This is a genomic window from Arthrobacter sp. UKPF54-2, assembly GCF_007858535.1.
Lineage (GTDB): Bacteria > Actinomycetota > Actinomycetes > Actinomycetales > Micrococcaceae > Arthrobacter.
In genome coordinates, this window is sequence record NZ_CP040174.1 from 1,501,391 (window position 1) to 1,518,501 (window position 17,111).

Here is a 17,111-nt window from a genome sequence, read left to right on the forward strand (position 1 = left end):
CTACGCCACCAGTTTCAGGCCGGCAACGCAGGCGACGATCCCGCCGAGCAGCAGGATCCGCGCGGTCGTGGCGGGTTCCACTTTGGTGGCCATGGCGTAGGCGGAGGTCAGCAAGACGCCGACGCCTACCCAGACGGCGTAGGCGGTTCCGGTGGGGATGGACTGCATGGCGGCGGCGAGCCCGCCGGTGCTGGCGAGCACAGAAACGAGGAAAACGGCGGTCGGTGCGATCCGGCGGCGGCCCGTGGCCTGTGCTGTGCGGTGCAGGGCTGCGGCCCAAACGGCTTCCAGCGAGCCTGAAAGAATGAGAATTAACCACGACATGGCGGCTCCAATGGCCAGTCTTGTCGCGTGCCGGGTACTGATCCGTCGTCCGGAGGCCCAAGACAGGGCCTTGATTCCAGCCTAGCAACGCCCGGGCGGAGGGGCGGGCGGGCAGCGGCAGTTTCTAGAGCGCCGCGGCCCCCGCCCAGATCTGGAACTTCCGGCCCACGGGATACACGCTGCAGCCTTCCTCGGCTGCGGTGAGGTCTCCGGCGGCGATATCAGGGGCCGCCGACACGATCGCGCGGCCGTCGGCGTTCACCAGGGTGGCCCGTTCCCCGATCCGGCGCAGGGCGGGCAGGGCGCCGCGTTCGAGCCGCTGCACGGTGACGTCCATCCCCACAATCCCGGAGACCGGCCCGTCCGAGCGGCAAAAGACCGGGTGCGTGAACGTCAGCACGTACTCGTCTGTGCACAGGAAGTCGACGTACGGCCCGGTGACGTGCGGTTGGCCGGTATCCACCGGCACGCGGAACCACTCCGATTTCACGTAGCGGCTGATGGAGTTGGGGCTGAAGTTGGCCAGGGCGTCCACGTGTTCCAGATCCTCACCCTGCCACCAGGCGATGTAGCTGCGTTCCGGGCCCAGCAGCCCGGCGTTGGCCAGGAAGCCTGCGCCGGCAATGTAGCCGTCGGGGGTCCGGACCAGTTCCTCGACCACCGGACGGACGAGCTTATCCACAGCAGTTCCGCTGACCTTGGCGGAGAGGGCCGCCAAGGCGGTTCCCGTTTCCGTCGCCCACTCCGTGAGCCTGCTCTCGATGTCGGTAATGACGGCGTCGAGGCCCGCGGCGGCGCAGAGGATCGGCGTATTCGAGGAAGCGGTGATTTCGGACATAAGGGTCGCTCCCTTGGGTCGACGGAACGGGGGGATGGTCAGTGGTAGCGCTTGGATTGTTCGTTCAGCAGCCAATCCGTGGTCGCGGCGACTAGGGCTTTCACGGCTACTTCGGCGGTGGACGACTGGCGGCCCTCGACGGCGGCCGCGATGTCATCCAACAGTCCGGCGGTGGTCCGCCGATAGGCGGGGTCGGCGCAGGGCAGCATGGTGAGGGGACCCAGGTCCGCCTGCAGCCGGATCAGCTCCCGGGCGAGCCGGGCCGAGCGGGCGATCGCGGCTACTTCGAGCAGGAACTCGGAGACGGCCAGCCGCCAGTGCAACGGATCCGCCTCCGCCGTGGGAATGAAGGAACGCAGCGTTGCCATGTCCGCGGCGTCAGAGCGCCGGGCCGCGACGCCGGCGCACGCGGCAGCAATGGCCTGGTAATGCAGCCCCAGGTCGCTGATCTGGAGCCGGGTCAGCTGCCGCAACTGCTCCAGAGCGCGGTCCCGTGACGGCAGGACGTCGTCGGCAATGAAGCTGCCACCGCTGCGACCGCGGGCTGTGCGGATAATGCCCGAGGTCCGCAGCTGCGACAGGGCTTCGCGGGCCGTCACGGCGGAGACCCCGAGTGCGGCGGCGAGCTCCGTCTCATTGGGCAGGCGCTGGCCGCTGGTGAGCAGCCCGGTTTCCACCGCCTGCTCGATCCGGCTGCACACCTCGTCCACCAGGCCGCGGGACCTGATCGGAGTGAACACGGCCGCCAGGCTGCGGGAGGCGCCCTGCGGTGTCAGCAGCATCGGGCCTCCCTGTACGTCTCCGGCGGTAGCTGCCATCCTAATCCGGGCTTCTGCGGGGGTCTATACACAAATCCTATGGAGTAATAGTATTTGGCCCAACAGCATGTTGTGGCCTGGATCACACCCCGCTGTGTCGCATCTAGGACGACCCGGCAACGGAGTTAGGCGCACCCCATGACCGAGATGCTCGCGACAGGCCGGCCGACGGAAAGGGGCGCGGTTCCCGCGATCCGGCTGCGGAAACTCACCAAAGTTTTCGGTGACACCGTGGCCGTCAACGCCGTGGACCTGGACATCCGCCAGGGCGAGTTCTTCTCCATGCTCGGCCCCTCTGGATCGGGGAAGACCACGGTCCTGCGCCTGATCGCAGGCTTCGAATTACCCACCTCTGGAAGCGTTGAACTCGAGGGCAAAGACGTCACAGGCCTGGCGCCCTTCGAACGGGACCTCAATACCGTTTTCCAGGACTATGCGCTGTTCCCGCACATGTCCCTCATCGACAACGTCGCGTATGGGCTGCGGGTGCGGGGGATGGCCCGGAGGGAGCGCCACGAGCGGGCCCGTGAAGCCCTGGAGCGCGTGCAGCTCGGAAAATTCGTCGGGCGCAAGCCTGCCCAGCTCTCCGGCGGCCAGCGCCAGCGGGTGGCTCTTGCCCGCGCCCTGGTGGTGCAGCCCAAGGTCCTGCTGTTGGACGAACCACTCGGTGCGCTGGACCTGAAACTCCGGCAGCAGATGCAAGTGGAACTGAAGGAACTGCAGCGTTCCCTGGGTATCACCTTCATCTTTGTCACCCATGACCAGGAGGAGGCGCTGACCATGAGTGACCGGATCGGAGTCTTCAACAACGGCAGCCTGGAACAGATCGGCACCGCCCACGAGATCTACGAGCGACCCGTCGGCGCGTTCGTGGCCAACTTTGTCGGGACCTCTAACATCTTCGACGCCGCCCTCGCCCAGAAACTCTACGGCCGTGCGGAGCAGGTCTGCATCAGGCCCGAACGGTTGCGCCTGTCCTGGACCGGGGCGCCGGAACCGCGCGCCGGCGTCACCTCCCTGCCCGGAACCGTCTCCTCACTCGTCTACGTGGGGCATGCCACCCAGGTGCGGGTACAACTCGACGACGGTCCCGCCGTCGTGGTGCTGGTTCCGGAGGCACTCCCCGGCGGCGACTGGGAGCTCCCGGGCCGGCACGTCAACGTGAGCTGGGACGACGACGCCGCCGTCTGGCTGCGGTCCCCGGCTCCTTAAACGTAAGTTCCCGGACTGAGTCCGTTTCACCCCGCAACGAAAGGTAAGGATCATGGCATCACGGAACAGGGCCACCCTCGTGGTCGGGTTGGCCGCGGCGGCAGCCCTCGCGCTGGCGGGCTGTGGCACCAGCGGCGGGGGATCGGCGTCGCCGTCCGCTCAGGCGACCAAAACGGAGATCGGCCCGGGCGAAGGGCAACTGTCCATCCTTGGGTGGCCAGGATATGTCGAAGACGGCAGCAACGACCCGGCGGTGGACTGGGTTCATCCGTTCGAACAAGAGACCCAGTGCAAGGTCAGCTTCAAGCCGTTCGGCACCTCCGATGAAGCTGTGACGCTTATGCGCACCGGACAGTACGACGTCGTTTCGGCGTCCGGGGATGCCTCGCTGCGCCTGATCGCCGGCCAGGACGTCCAGCCGGTCAACATGAGCCTGCTGAAGAACTACCCCGATGTCTACCCGTTCCTAAAAGACAAGGCCTGGAACACCGTCAACGGCACAAACTACGGCATGCCCCACGGCTGGGGCGCCAACCTGCTGATGTACAGCACAGACAAAGTCACCCCGGCGCCCACCTCCTGGAGCGCGGTATTCGACGACGCCGCCAAGAACACCGGGAAGGTCACCGCCTACGATTCGCCGATCTACATCGCCGACGCCGCCGTGTACCTGATGGCCCACAAACCGGAGCTGGGAATCAAGAACCCGTATGCGCTGGATAAGGACCAGCTTGCCGCCTCCGTCAACCTCCTGAAGGAGCAGCGCAAGCACATCGGCGAGTACTGGAGCGACGTCGTCAAGGAGGTCCAGGCCTTCGCCAGTGGAAGCACTGTCGTCGGCACTACCTGGCAGGTGGGGGCCAACATCGCAGCTGCCGATGGCGCCAAGGTCGCGACCCTCCTGCCGACAGAGGGCGCCACCGGGTGGTCGGACACCTGGATGATCGGGTCCAAGACCAAGAACCCGAACTGTGCCTACAAGTGGCTTGACTACATCGCCAGCCCCAAAGCCAACGCGGCAGTTGCGGAGTACTTCGGCGAATCGCCGGCCAACCCCAAGGCCTGCGAACTCACCAAGGACAAAGCGCACTGCGAGACCTACCATTCCGGTGACGAGGCCTACGCGAAGCAGATCTGGTACTGGACCACCCCGGTGGCCGCCTGCCTGGACGGCCGCAAGGACGTCAAGTGCACGGACTACTCGGAGTGGACGAAGGCCTGGACCGAAATCAAGGGCTGAGATGGCGCTCCAGTCGCAGCAGCCGGCCCCGGGGGCTCCTTCGGTCGCTTCCGCCGTGCCCCGGCCGAAGGCCAACAAGGTCTCGGCGCTGCTCCACCGCTCGCCAAGGCTGCGGCTGGCCGGGCTCATCACGGCCCCCGCCGGCTGGCTGGTGCTGGTCTACATCGCCGCCCTGGCCGCGCTGCTGATTACCGCGTTCTGGACCGTGGACACCTTCACCGGCAAGGTGTCCACGGCGTGGACGACCGACAACCTGGTCACGGTCGTGACCGATCCCGTCTACCAGCGCATCACGCTGCGGACGCTCTGGATCGCGTTCGCCGTCACCGTGATCGACCTGATCCTTGCGCTGCCGATGGCGTTCTTCATCGCCAAGGTGGCCAGCGCCCGCTGGCAGAAGCTGCTGGTGGTGGCCGTGCTGATGCCGCTCTGGGCGAGCTATCTGGTGAAGGCGTACGCCTGGCGGAACGTGCTCGCCGATGGCGGCCTGCTCGAATGGCTGGGGGCGCCACTCGGGCTGCAATCGCCGGGTTACAGCGAAACGGCCGTGATCCTGACGCTGTCCTATATTTGGCTGCCGTTTATGATCCTGCCGATCTACGCAGGGTTTGACCGGGTCCCCGATTCGCTCCTGGAAGCCTCCAGCGACCTCGGCGCGAAACCCCTGGCAACCGTGCGCCTGGTCGTGTTCCCGCTGCTGGTCCCCTCCATCATTGCCGGAACGATCTTCACGTTCTCGCTCTCCCTGGGGGACTACATCACGGCCCAGATCGTGGGGGGCACCACCCAGATGCTGGGCACCGTGGTCTACGCCAATGTTGGAGCCGCAAACAACTTGCCGTTCGCCGCCGCCGTCTCGCTGGTACCCATCGCGATCATCACGCTCTACCTTTTCATCGTCCGCCGGACCGGCGCCCTCAACAGCCTCTGAACCCGGACAGCCAGGAGCACCATGAGACTTTCCCGAAGCGCCAAAGTCATCCTCGGCGTCGTCACCGTGCTCGTGTTCCTCTTCATCTACGGTCCGTTGCTGCTGGTGGTAGTGAACTCCTTCAACGCGGACCGGACCTTCGGCTGGCCGCCTCGGGGGCTGACCCTTGAATGGTGGGGGCGGGCGTTCGACTCCAGCGGCGTCCGCGAGGCCCTCGTGTCCTCGCTCTGGGTGGCCGCCGTCTCGACGATCATTTCGCTGGTGCTGGGCACGCTTCTGGCGCTGGCGCTGCTGCGTTACAAGTTCTTCGGCCGGGACGTGATCAGCCTGCTGGTGATCCTGCCGATCGCCCTGCCTGGAATTGTGACCGGCATCGCGCTGAACAACATGTTCACCACCATCCTGGGTGTCTCGCTAAGCCTGTGGACGGTCGTGATCGCGCACGCCACTTTCTGCATGGTGACCGTCTTCAACAATGTCATTGCCCGGCTGCGCCGGATGCAGGGCGGCCTGGAGGAGGCATCTGCCGACCTGGGCGCCGGCGTGTTCACCACCTTCCGGCTGGTCACGTTTCCGCAGCTCCGCTCGGCCCTGCTGGCCGGCGGCCTGCTGGCCTTCGCGCTGAGTTTCGATGAGATCATCGTGACCACCTTCACCATCGGCGCAGGGGACACTACGCTGCCGATCTGGATCCTGCAGAACCTCTTCCGGCCCAACCAGGCACCGGTAGTCAACGTGGTGGCCGTGGTGCTGATCGTTGTTTCCATCGTCCCCATCTGGCTCGCGCAGCGGCTGTCAGAGGACTCGGTGGGGATCGGTGCGGTGCGCGTGAAGGGCTCGAAGGGCTAGTCCCCGGCCGGGTCGATCGACACCACGGCGAGGAAGCCGCGGCCCAGGATCTCGGGGGAGGCGCTGTCCGTACCGACGACGGCGTCGTAGCGGTCCAGCGGCTCGGTCCCGGCTGCGGATGCGCCGCCGTCAGCGGCGCCTGGTGTGGCCGTGGCCTGGCCCTGGAGCAGGATGCCCAGCTGTCCCCCGAACAAGGGGTGCGCGCGTTTCTTTGAGAGCTCGATGATGGAGGTGTAGCCCTTGAACGCCCCGCGTCGTGTGATCACGTTCAAGTCGCGGATGTTGCCCGTCGGCAGGGCACCGGCGGCGGCGGCGTCGCCGGAGAACCGGAACGGCCGGTACTGCTCCAGAGGGTGCTCGGCGCCGTCGACGCTCAGCAACAACAGTTCCCCCTCCACCACGGTCAGGACGCGGTCCATCCCGGGAAACGCCGAGAAATCCCCGGCCTTTGACATCTCCGCGATGCTCACCCGCCAATCCCAGCTTCCGTCCTGGGTGCCCTCGGCGGCAGATTCCGGGAACCGGGCCAGCTCGCGGGTCACGCCGCCCCCGTTGCGCCAGGGACGGGGCTTGAGCGCGGCGTAGCGGATGATCTCCATGGACCCAGCCTAGCCGCCAGCCCCGCGGGCCGCGGCAGCGTAACCTCTGCGGTGCGGGGGCGGGCTTGCTAACGTCAAAGGACCAAGGGTTACGAAGGGATCCGCGATGTTCGTCAAAGTGTGCGGCCTCAGCACCGCCGAATCGGTGCGGGCCGCGGTCGAGGCCGGGGCGGATGCCGTTGGCTTCGTGCTGACCCCCAGCCCCCGCCAGGTGGCGCCGGACTGTGCCCGGGAACTCCTCGCAGGGGTGCCGGCCGGGTTGCCCGCCGTGGGCGTCTTTCGCCACGAGGAGGCGGCCGACGCCGTCGCGGCAGCCCGGGCCGCCGGGCTGGACTGGGTGCAGCTGCACGGCCGGCGCAGCCCCGGGGATGTGCGGACCGTGCACGCTGCGGGCCTGAAGGTCATCCGGGCCATCACCATGGCGGCCGCGCCGGAAGAGTTTGCCGACTGGGGTGAGGACCTGCTGCTCATCGACGCCGCTGTGCCCGGATCCGGCGAGGCCTGGGACTACGCCTCCGTCCGCGGCCTGGGGCTGGAGGGTCGGAAGTGGCTGTTGGCCGGCGGCCTGGACCCCGCAAACGTGGCCGTTGCCGCCGCGGCGGCCGGCGCGTGGGGCGTGGACGTCTCCTCCGGAGTCGAACAGTCCCGCGGCGTCAAGGACCTCGCCAAAATCAGGGCCTTCGTTGCGGCGGCCAAGACGGTCTGAACGGCGAAAAGCGGCGGCCGGGGAACTAATCCCCGGCCGCCGACGTGCGCTACGTGCAGCTAGGAGCGCTTGATGACTACGTCATCAATGTAGCAATCGCCCATCTGGCGATTGTGTTCGGCCCCTAGCTGGACCTTGCTCAGCCCGGTGCCGGCCATGCTGACCGCACTGCTGGAGTATTTCAGCACTCCGTCAAACCAGACCTGGATGGTCGACTTTGTGCCGTTGCTGGTGACTCGCATCTGGACCCGGTGCCAGGCGCTGAGGCTGATGCTTCCGGAGATCAGCTTGGTGTAGACGAACGTCCCGTTGGGAGCGGTCACCCTAAGCCACAGCTGGCCATTGCTGTTGTATCGGTACACATCGGCCACCCGTGTGCTGCCGGAGAAGACTCGAAAGTACGGCACATCGTTGCCGGCCACTCCGGCCTTGGTGATGTTGAACCAGCCGTCGGCATAGACGGTCTTGGTTCCGGAAGCGAGCGTAGGGCTGGAGAGGTTTGCCAGCGAACCGGCGTCGGTGGTGACGTGAAGTTTGGCCGAGCACGTCCCTGTCTTCGCCAGCGGGCTCGTGACGGCCGCCGTACCGGTCCCGGACACCGTCGGGATGAACGGGTCGAGGCTGCCGGACTCGAAGTTCGTGGCGACGGCGACGGTCCCGGGGAAGCTGTTCGTGGGCACGGCGGTGCCGGCCTTGCAGGTAGCCGCTGAGCTCGCCTGCGCTGTACCGAACAGCATGCCCGTGACGAGCAGGCCCGTGGTGCCAATCGTGCCGAGTGCTTTTAGTTTTCTCATTAGATCTACTCTCAGGATTTCGTGTAAGCGGTTATTTCAACTGATCCGGCGGATGCGGATCCGCCGGCGCTGGGTACAGCAGCCCATTCGGCTGCCCGATCAGCGTCACGCCAATAAAGGGTCATCGCGCCTCCGCCGGGGCTGGCCTGGTTCGCCGGTAGTCCACGGCCAGCAGGCCGAGGGTGACAAGGGCAAGGAGGCAGACCCCGGCCGGAGGGGCCCAGAGCCGCGCGTAGATCATGGCGGTGGCCACGAGCGTGGAAAGGGTGAGGCTGACGGCGACGGCGAGCGCGGTTGCCAGAGGGATCGCGCCGGCGGCGACCGTGGAGCTGGAGCTGTCCGGTCCGAAGCGGATCAGGAGGACCAGCGCCGTGCCCGGGCCGGCGAGCAGGAACAAGCCGACGACGGCGAGCCGTAGTGCTTCCGGCCCCACGAAAGAGAGCGGTATGGCTGCTACCGCCACGGCTGCCGTTGCGTAGCCCACGTGCGCGCGTTCAATTGCCATTTTTTGCTCCTTCGATGTGGAAGATGACGCCGCCGGCGTTTTCGCTGACCTTCTGCCAGCCCGGGCCGGTGCCGCAGGTGTCGATAAAGCGCTGAAGATCCCCGGCCGGCGTCGTGCCGCGCAGTTCCGCGGCGTGCTGCTGGGATGCCGTCACAATCAGGTAGGCCCCGGCACGCCGGGCGATCTGGTTGACTGTGTCGCAGCTCAGCGGTGCTGCATCCGGCCGCGGTTCTGCTGCTGCCAGGGCGCGGTAGTCGTAGCGGGCATAGTCCTGGTATTTCCACGGGGTGTTGCGGATCGCCTCGATCAGTACGGAGCCGGGAGGTGCCGTAGCGTACAGCCGGTCCACGAGGGCAATCTCGGCGCGGGAAAAGGTCTCCATGCTGTCATTGCCGTAACGCGTGACGAGCGTCGTTGTGGCCAGCGCCGCGCCCAGCACGAACAGGGCCACACCCCGGACCAGTCCGGGCCCGGCCGGCCGGTCCCACATCAGCGGCAGCACCACGAGGCACGCGGCGAACGGCAGGCTGAACAGGAAGAGCCGAAGCATCAGTTCGCCGCCGTAGGGCTGGACCGAAACCAGCAGGAGCGGCGCAAGGGCGCCGACGGCCGCGGCAAGCCACGGTGTTGACCGCCGGTAGCCGGTCACGGCGCCGATGATCGCCAGGATCCAGATCACCGCGACCTCCGCGACCCGGGTGTAGACCACGGCGAGGTGTGAACCGCTGCCGGAGATTCTGTCGTTCAGCGCCCCGACCGTGTTCGCGCCGATGTCGCCGAAGGAGCCGAAGAGCTGGTCCTGGTGGCCTTGGAAATAGGCGGAGGCGACAAAGACGAGCCAGAACACCGGCAGGACCAGCGCCAGCAGCGGCAGGAAGCGCGAGCGCAGTCTGCCAATCAGCATGAACGCCACGAGGACCGGGACAGCGGCGAACGGGGTGAGCTGGTGCGAGGCTGTCATGGCGAGCAGGATCAGCGCGCAAATCCCCATCAGGATCGCCGAGTCCCGCGGGGACGGCTGGACCAGGCCATGACGCTGCGGTACGGAGTTATCCAGCTTCTCCACGGTCCGGGCAAGCGCCGTGGTGAAGCGGTTCCCGCCGGTGGGCCACGCCCAGCCGCTGAAGGCGCTTAGGAGGCAGGCGGAGAGTGTGACGAGCAGGATGAACGCGTAGGCCTGGGGCGCGAGGTAGTCCTGCCCGACCCAGCTGGTCAGGTAGAAAATCCAGACGCCGGCCCACGCCTGCCGCCGGCTTGCGGTGAGGCGTGTGGCCAGGGCCAGCAGGGGGGCCAGCAGCAGGAGGTTGATGCCCACCGGTGCCCACGTCGCGATGGTCATCAGGTCCTTCGCGCCCGTTGCGCCGGAGAGCATCCCCAAAAGGTCGAAGAAGCCCGGCCAGTTGAAGTAGGCGTCCAGGTTTGGGTTCAGCTGTCCGGACTGCGCGATGCTGTCGGCAATGCCGAGGTGCCGGTAGCTCGCTTCAAGCCGGGGCAAACCGTGGATGATCGGATCGGCTCCGTGCAGGATGAGTACCGTGACCAGCACCTGGCCGGCAAGCAGCGCGGGGACATACTGCCGAAGGTTCAGGGACGCGACGAAGCCGGTCAGGCTGAGGGCCAGGGCCACGAAGTACACGGGGGGGAGAAGTGCGATGAGTCCGGCGCCGCCGGTCTGGGCCGGGTCGACGTCCCGCAGGCCCCAAATGCCCAGGACCAGGGCTAAAGCCGCGATCCCCGCCAACGCGCCGATCTGCCAGAGCGGGCTTGATTCCACCCGGTGCTCGGCGGACGGGGGAGTGGCGCCATGTTTCACGGGGTGTTTAGCCTCGTCCCTGGGTCCTTCGTGACGGCCATGCGCCTGGGGAGCAGCAGGGACAGCGGTGGAAGGTTCGGGTGTCATGATTTCTCGATTCCAGTGGGCTCGTTGAATGCCGCTGAAGAGACCGGGTCAGGTGCAGCGGGCTTCACTCGGGTCAGAGTGATCAGACGCCAGACGGCGATCAGCGCCGCGGCCGCCTGGGCGGCGGACCAGAGCACGGATACGCCGGTAAGGCCAAATTGCTGGGCAACGGCGGCGGCCGGGATGACCACCAGCGCGGCCGTGAGGACCGCGACGAATGTCGATTCCACCAGGCGCCCGCGGGCGCGGCACAGGCCGTAGTAGACCTGGGTCACGCAGCTGAGCAGCAGTGCCGGCACGAGGACCGGCAACAGCACCCATGCGGAGGCATAGTGCGGACCGAGAAACTGCAGGAGGTAGGGGCCCAACAGCAGGAGGATCAGCCCGGCCGCGAGGGTGAGCAGCAGGCTTGCGCGGATTGCGGAGGAAACCAGCCCCGGCCTGGACCGCGTTCCGGCCAGGGCTGTCTGGAGTGAGAACCCGGCCGACTGCGGGACGAAGAAAACCGCTGACGCCATCATCCACACGATGTACCAGGCGGCCGTCGTGGCCGGCCCGAGGGTGGCAGCGACGATCAACGGCAGGAGGTATCCCGGCGCCCGGTCCGCCATCATAAGGGCGTGGTTGGGAAGTCCGGGCCTGAGCAGTCCGACGGCGGACCGGGGGCGCAGACCGTGCCGCCAGTCCGGTTCAAGTCGTGCACGGCGCAGCTGCCGCAGTCCCGCGAGCACGCTGACCAGGGCACCCGCGGCCACGGCGCCCACCACGATGGAGAGGTCGCGGATCCCCGCGGCGAAAGCCAGGCCGAGGACCCCCAGCTGCACCAGGCTCTGCAGCAGGCTGCGGACCAGGGCACGGTCGGCCCGCTCCTGGGCCACGCCGATGTGGTCCAGCTGGTAGGCCGCGCTGGCGAAGAGCGCCGTCGCCAGGAAGATGATGGTGACGACAGGGTTGCGCCAGGCCTCGCCGACGCCCGAACCCATCGAATAGGTGACCGCGGCCAGCACACCGCCCACCAGGAGTGCCGAGACCCCTACGGTCAGCAGGCTCGTCGCGGTCAGCCGGCGGCCGCCGTCGGGCTCGCTGGGCAGGAGCGTCAGGGTGGCCGGTCCGACGCCGAGCATGCCCAGCTGGACGGTGAGGAGGGCGGCGGCCACCACGGCCGACCCGAGCCCGATCTGTTCCGGCGGCAGCAGGAGCGCCGCGAGGGCCCAGAACAGGAACCCCGTCACCATGGGGGCGATCCGGGCCGCCGCGAGCCAGGCCGCGTTGCCTCCGACCGAGAGCGGGCGCGCCTGGGGGCGGAGGATCTCCCCGAACATGGCACGGTAGTTGTAGAGCAGGAAGCCGGCCCAGTAGGGCAGGAAACGGGGAGCGTGGACCAGGGACAAGCCGACGCCGCGTACTGAGGCCAGCAGCGGCAGGACGGCCAGCCAGCCTGCCCGGCCCGGATGCTTCCGGATGGTCCGGGCCATGCCGGCGCCGTCCTGGAGCCATTGGTCGCGGGCGCAGTCGAAGGTGTCGGCGAAGCGGTGCCGGACCACTGTTGTGGGGGAGACGCCGAGCTTGTAGCCGCCGTTCTCGAGCCGGATCCGCAGTTCGATGTCCTCACCGGAACGGAAGTTGTCGTCGAAGCCGACGGACAGCAGCACGTCCCGGCGCATCAGCGTGGCGCTGACACCGAACCAGGACCGGACGCGGCTGTGGTTGTGGTGCCAGGCCAGGGCGGCGCCCCAGTAGCCCGGGCCGTCGGACTCGCTGGCCAGCCCGAACTGCAGGCCGTCGTAACCGCCGTCGTCGAATTCACGCAGCAACCGGCTCAGCGTGCCCGGCGGAAGCACGACGTCGGCGTCGATCAGGGCGACGACCTCGCAGCCCGCATTCTGCACCCCCAGCATCCGCGCGGCCGGCAGCCCGCGGCCCTCGTCGGAGAGCACGCGGGCCCCAAACGACCGGGCAATACTGACGGTGTCGTCCAGCGAACATCCGTCGACCACGATGATCTCGCGCGGGTGCTGGGCGCGGACCGACTCCAGGCATTCGCCCAGCCAGGCCTCGGCATTCCGCGCCGGAATGATCACCGACACCTCAAGTTCCCCCACGGGTCCGTACCTCACTCATCCAATTTCGAGCGGACCAGGTTGGCCACGTAGTCGGAGGTCCGGTCGGCGGACCAGTCGGCAGGGATTCGCAGGAGCGAGCAGGGCACGTCTTCCAGTGCCCGGCGCACAACCGCGGCCTTTTGCCCGAAGTGGTCCTCGAGGGGGACCAGCCCGGTCGCGCCGAGGGCTTCGACCAGGCGGCGGGAGACCATCGGCAGTTCGGAGTGGAAGTTGCCGATGATGCGCGAGGTCATCCACTCCCGGCTGCGGGCCTCCAGCCTTGCATCGGGGCCGTCGAACCGTTCGAGGAAGATCGCCAGCCGGGCCGGCGCGGCCGAGGAGATCCGTTCGGCCCCGAACACCTGGTCCGGATGCACCATCCGGTGCTCGGGGGACCAGCGGCGGGTGAACGCCGCCGTCTTCGGGTACCGGACGATTACCGGGTGCACGGCCGTCGCAAGGCGCGCGACGGGGTTGGTGAGCCAGCCCGGCGCGAGGGGCTTGCGGGTTCCGTGGAACAGGTCGGGGTAAATGGCGCGGTGGTGCGGTTTGATGAACATCGGCTTGGCGTAGCCCATGAGCATGCCGTCCGCGCTGGTAAAGGCCCAGTCGTCGGCCATAAAACGCACGCCCGGGGTGGCGACCAGCTTGGCGACCGTGCTGGTTTTGCCCACCCCGCCCCAGGCCGGCAGCAGGACGCCGGAACCCCGGAAGTCCACGACGGCGGCGTGGATCATCGCGGCGTCCTCGCGGACGCAGAGCCTGTCCAGCAAAGGGATGACGGCGGTCAGGAGTTCCCCTTGGCCCTGGACGCGGTAGCCGTCACGGGTTTCGATGATTTGCACGCGGTCGGCGGGCAGGTACAGCGACTCGCCGGTGAAGCGGTAGGCGTCCTCGGCGTGCGACTGGCCGGAAACCTGGGAAACGGCTCCGCTGATGTGCAGCCGCAGCGGCGCCCGGGAGCCGCGCAGGAATGGCGCGAGCATGTCGCGCAGCTGGGACTCGCCGGGTGTGCCGGGCTCGACGTCGATGCCGACCAGCCCGTGGACGTCGAAGCTCGCGCCGGCGGAGGCGCCGGCGGGGGTGAGCACGTCCCGCTCCGACTGGCTCATGGTTGGAGCCTCCGGGCGAATTCGCCGGGCCCGCCTACTGAGATCGCTTTCACTGGACTTCCCTCCACAGATCATCGGGTGCTGGCTGGCTGGTTTCTTGCGGTGCTGGGGCTGGGGGCAGCCGGCGCCCGCGGACGTACCCCAGGGCAGTCGTGGCGAGCACAGCCATCACGGCGGCGGAGCGGCCGAGGCCGGCGAGGTCGCCACCTCGCACCGCGTCGCGGATGCCGGCGAAGACGGCGCGCGGCAGGACCTGCCGGACATAGCGCCGTTCCGGGCCGAGCGCCCGCTTGTGCCCAACGAGCCGGCTGACCCGGGCCTTGGAGATGCCCTCGGACCAGGACCGCGCCAGCATGTACTTCAGCGTGCCGCGCTCCCGGGGGACGTGGTGGTGCACCACTGCCGCAGGTTCGTAGACCACCCGCGAACCCGGCGCCCCGATGACAGCCCGGATGCACAGCTCCGTTTCTTCGCAGCCGAGGGGCTGCGCGTCCTGCCGGCCGAGTTCGGGGTTGAAGCCCCCGACGCGCTTCAGCACGTCGGCCCGGAAGGACATGTTCGCGCCGATCACGTTGCGCACTTCGGCGGCGACTTTGGGCAGGCCGTGGTAGGTGCAGCCGACGATCCAGTCGAGTTCCTCGGCGAAATAGCGCGGCCGGCCGGCGTCCCAGGCCGGCTGGACGCTGCCGCCGACTGCCAGCACGTCGTCGTCGTCGTACATGGCGGCGAGCCGCTCGAGCCAGTCCGGGTCCGCCTCGGCGTCGTCGTCCAGGAAGGCGACGATCTCGGCATTGGCGACGCCGGCGCCGGTGTTCCTGGCACCGGAGAGGCCCTTGGGCCCAGTGTTCTCCACGATCACGACGTCGGGAACGCTGAAGATGAGCCGCTTGTACAGGTCCACGTTGTAGTCCACGACGACGATTGTCTGCTGCGGTCTGTGCGTCTGGGGCCGTAATGAATCGATGGCGCCGATGAGCAGGTCCCAGCGCTCTTCCGCGTAGGAGCAAATGACGACGGACACACTGGGCAATCCCGGGATCTGGGACATCCTATTCCCCTACCGCTACGCCGAGCACGCTCCGCGGATCTGTGGGAATGTGCGGGAACGCCTTATTCGGATACTTGTATTTGACCCGGCGCAGGGCCTCGGGCCGGGCGCCGGCGGTCGGTGCCTCCCAGCTGAGGCGTTCCCGGGCCAGGGTGCGCAGCACGCGCCACCCGTCCCGGAAGGTGTGGAGGTTTGAGTTCCCGGAGATCCGGGCCAGTTCTCGGCTGGGCACCTCGGCGATCCTTAGCCCGGCCCTGGAGGCGCGCACGATCAGCTCAGTTTCGATTTCGAATCCGTCCGATTGGAGTTCCAGCACTTCGACGCATTCCCGGCGCAGGGCGATATAGCCGTAGCAGAGGTCGGAGAAGTCACTGCCCAGGACGAGATTGGCCAGCGCGGTGAGAAGCCGGTTGCCGGTGGTCCGCACCAGGGTGATGTCATCGGAGCCGCCGCCGGTCACATAGCGGGATCCTTTGACGAAGTCGTATTCGTGCTGGAGCGGGGCGACCAACCAGCCGATTTCCTGGGGGTCCATACTGCCGTCCCCGTCCAGCATGACGATGATGTCGCCCGAGGCGGCGGCGAAACCTGCGCGGACCGCGGCGCCCTTGCCTGCCCGGTGCTCGTCCACCACCACGATGTCCAGACGCAGTGCCTTGGCCACCTCCACCGTGCTGTCGAGCGAGCGCCCGTCAACGATCACAACCTCATCCACGTAGGAGGGCATGCGGCGAAGGACCCAGGGCAGGTTCATGGCCTCGTTCAAGGTGGGGATAACCACGCTGACGGAAGCTGGAATCATAGGCGGCGTCGTCTGAGGGCGCGATTTTGAAGCGAGATTTGGGATGGACATTAGCCTCACCACTCAATGACGTTGTTAGCTTTCGCCCCAACTGCAGTCATTTCCCGGTCTTAGGAACCAGGATGTAGACCTACGTGCGTACTGCCCGCTGCGGCAACTTCCATGAATTCCCCCTTTCCATAGTCGACTCAGGAGCTTGTAAAAACCTTGGGTTAACTTGAACATTCAAGCTATTTCCGCGGGGCCGGCAAAACCGTTGATCGGCGCCGCCGTCGGTGTCAGACTGGCGCCATGCGGATACCCGGTGAAGGCGGAGCTACCCGGCGGCCCAGGGGCCGGAGGCCCCGTTTCAGACGCCTGCTCGTGCCCGCCGTCGTCTTGCTGGTCACCGGCTGCTCTGGCGGGGGCGCGCCGAATCCGCCGGGTGCCCAGTCGCCGCCGCCCGCATCGAGTGCCCAGTCCACGGCGGCCCCGCCTGCCTCCCAGGCGGCGCCGCCGGAAACATCCGCCGGACCGACGCCGCCGCCCGCACCCGCGGCCGAGCCGGCACCCCCGCCCGCCGCACTGTCGGACCTAGAACTGGCGGGGCTGCAAAGCCTGCCGGTGGGGGATCTGCCAGGCTGGAAGCAGGTCTTCACCGAGGACTTCACCCTGAGTGATGTCCCGATCGGCGCCTTCCCTGGGCCCGCCTACCAGGCGCGCTGGAGCGCCGGCTACAAGGACGGGACCCCGGACACCGCGGGCCAGGCGAGCGGAGGTCAATCCGGCTACTATCCCAGCAAGGTGCTGAGCGTAAGCAACGGCACCCTCGACTGGTTCATGCACTCGGAAAACGGGGTGTTCATGGGGGCAGCCCCGACGCCCCGGATACCCAACGCCAGTACCGCGCCGCCGCGGGCCAACAGCCTGCTTTACGGGCGGGTTTCGGTTCGGTTCAGGGCCGATTCGCTGGCCGGCTATAAGACGGCATGGCTCTTCTGGCCCGACAGCGGGGTCTGGCCGCGGGACGGGGAGATCGACTTTCCGGAGGGGGACCTCGCCGACTATATTTATGGCGCTTCACATTGGGCCGACCCGGACCCAGCGGCTGCTGACGTCTTTTTTTCGAAATCGCGGTTCCCTTCGTGGCACATCGCCACCACTGAGTGGACCGAGGGGCGCGTCGCTTTCTTCCTCGATGGGCAACTGTTGGGCGCGGGTATTACGCGAACGCCGAACACACCCATGCACTACATCCTGCAGACTGAGGCGTGCCTGCCGGCGTGCCCGGCGCCGCAGACCCAGGGACATGTCCAGCTTGACTGGATCGCCCTCTGGTCACGCGTTTAGCG

At 67.5% G+C, this 17,111-nt stretch carries 17 protein-coding genes and 1 riboswitch; of the genes, 6 read left to right on the top strand and 11 right to left on the bottom strand.

Annotated features, from left to right (window positions below; translation table 11 throughout):
- The 3 genes from E7Y32_RS06795 to E7Y32_RS06805 form a co-directional block, all read right to left on the bottom strand.
- On the bottom strand, positions 1-324 hold the full coding sequence (locus E7Y32_RS06795) for a multidrug efflux SMR transporter (protein WP_146336451.1): 324 nt from the start codon (positions 322-324) through the stop codon (positions 1-3).
- Between the two features lie 9 nt (positions 325-333).
- Positions 334-398: riboswitch (guanidine-III (ykkC-III) riboswitch) on the bottom strand.
- A 50-nt stretch (positions 399-448) separates the two neighbouring features.
- Complete coding sequence (locus E7Y32_RS06800; protein ID WP_146336452.1) at positions 449-1,162, bottom strand: cache domain-containing protein; 714 nt, start codon at positions 1,160-1,162, stop codon at positions 449-451.
- A gap of 38 nt (positions 1,163-1,200) precedes the next feature.
- On the bottom strand, positions 1,201-1,944 hold the full coding sequence (locus tag E7Y32_RS06805) for a FadR/GntR family transcriptional regulator (protein ID WP_186467065.1): 744 nt from the start codon (positions 1,942-1,944) through the stop codon (positions 1,201-1,203).
- A gap of 174 nt (positions 1,945-2,118) precedes the next feature.
- On the opposite strand from E7Y32_RS06805, the gene E7Y32_RS06810 reads away from it, so the two are divergent.
- From E7Y32_RS06810 to E7Y32_RS06825, 4 genes are read left to right on the top strand one after another with little or no spacing between them, the layout of a single operon-like run.
- Entirely contained in the window at positions 2,119-3,192 is a 1,074-nt protein-coding gene (locus E7Y32_RS06810; RefSeq protein WP_146336454.1) for an ABC transporter ATP-binding protein, read from the top strand.
- A gap of 52 nt (positions 3,193-3,244) precedes the next feature.
- On the top strand, positions 3,245-4,432 hold the full coding sequence (locus tag E7Y32_RS06815; protein WP_146336455.1) for an ABC transporter substrate-binding protein: 1,188 nt from the start codon (positions 3,245-3,247) through the stop codon (positions 4,430-4,432).
- A 1-nt stretch (position 4,433) separates the two neighbouring features.
- Positions 4,434-5,363, top strand: coding sequence for an ABC transporter permease (locus E7Y32_RS06820; protein WP_146336456.1), 930 nt, complete (start codon positions 4,434-4,436; stop codon positions 5,361-5,363).
- 21 nt (positions 5,364-5,384) lie between these two features.
- Positions 5,385-6,212, top strand: coding sequence for an ABC transporter permease (locus tag E7Y32_RS06825; RefSeq protein ID WP_146336457.1), 828 nt, complete (start codon positions 5,385-5,387; stop codon positions 6,210-6,212).
- Here E7Y32_RS06825 and E7Y32_RS06830 read toward each other — a convergent pair.
- On the bottom strand, positions 6,209-6,811 hold the full coding sequence (locus E7Y32_RS06830) for a HutD family protein (RefSeq protein ID WP_146336458.1): 603 nt from the start codon (positions 6,809-6,811) through the stop codon (positions 6,209-6,211). The two genes, E7Y32_RS06825 and E7Y32_RS06830, sit on opposite strands and share 4 nt — an antisense overlap.
- A gap of 106 nt (positions 6,812-6,917) precedes the next feature.
- On the opposite strand from E7Y32_RS06830, the gene E7Y32_RS06835 reads away from it, so the two are divergent.
- Entirely contained in the window at positions 6,918-7,517 is a 600-nt protein-coding gene (locus E7Y32_RS06835) for a phosphoribosylanthranilate isomerase (RefSeq protein WP_146336459.1), read from the top strand.
- Between the two features lie 59 nt (positions 7,518-7,576).
- Here E7Y32_RS06835 and E7Y32_RS06840 read toward each other — a convergent pair whose 3' ends face one another.
- From E7Y32_RS06840 to E7Y32_RS06870, 7 genes are all read right to left on the bottom strand, one after another.
- A complete protein-coding gene (locus tag E7Y32_RS06840) occupies positions 7,577-8,311 on the bottom strand; it encodes a hypothetical protein (RefSeq protein ID WP_186467066.1) in 735 nt (244 codons plus the stop codon).
- A 121-nt stretch (positions 8,312-8,432) separates the two neighbouring features.
- The gene (locus tag E7Y32_RS06845) at positions 8,433-8,816 is read right to left on the bottom strand and encodes a hypothetical protein (protein WP_146336460.1); all 384 of its coding nucleotides are present in this window, start codon (positions 8,814-8,816) and stop codon (positions 8,433-8,435) included.
- Positions 8,806-10,629 carry a hypothetical protein gene (locus tag E7Y32_RS06850; RefSeq protein ID WP_261382561.1) on the bottom strand — a complete coding sequence of 608 codons (1,824 nt, stop codon included), beginning with the start codon at positions 10,627-10,629 and terminating at the stop codon, positions 8,806-8,808. Before E7Y32_RS06850 ends, E7Y32_RS06845 begins: the two co-directional genes overlap by 11 nt.
- A gap of 83 nt (positions 10,630-10,712) precedes the next feature.
- On the bottom strand, positions 10,713-12,833 hold the full coding sequence (locus E7Y32_RS06855) for a glycosyltransferase (RefSeq protein WP_261382562.1): 2,121 nt from the start codon (positions 12,831-12,833) through the stop codon (positions 10,713-10,715).
- Positions 12,830-13,930, bottom strand: a complete 1,101-nt coding sequence (locus E7Y32_RS06860) for a hypothetical protein (protein ID WP_146336462.1) — start codon at positions 13,928-13,930, stop codon at positions 12,830-12,832. The genes E7Y32_RS06855 and E7Y32_RS06860 overlap by 4 nt, the downstream gene beginning before the upstream one ends.
- A 49-nt stretch (positions 13,931-13,979) precedes the next feature.
- Positions 13,980-14,978 carry a glycosyltransferase family 2 protein gene (locus tag E7Y32_RS06865; protein ID WP_146336463.1) on the bottom strand — a complete coding sequence of 333 codons (999 nt, stop codon included), beginning with the start codon at positions 14,976-14,978 and terminating at the stop codon, positions 13,980-13,982.
- A 1-nt stretch (position 14,979) separates the two neighbouring features.
- Complete coding sequence (locus tag E7Y32_RS06870; protein WP_261382563.1) at positions 14,980-15,759, bottom strand: glycosyltransferase family 2 protein; 780 nt, start codon at positions 15,757-15,759, stop codon at positions 14,980-14,982.
- Positions 15,760-16,143: 384 nt separating this feature from the next.
- Between E7Y32_RS06870 and E7Y32_RS06875 the strand changes: the two genes are divergently transcribed.
- Entirely contained in the window at positions 16,144-17,109 is a 966-nt protein-coding gene (locus E7Y32_RS06875; RefSeq protein ID WP_261382564.1) for a glycoside hydrolase family 16 protein, read from the top strand.
- The last annotated feature ends 2 nt before the right edge of the window (positions 17,110-17,111 follow it).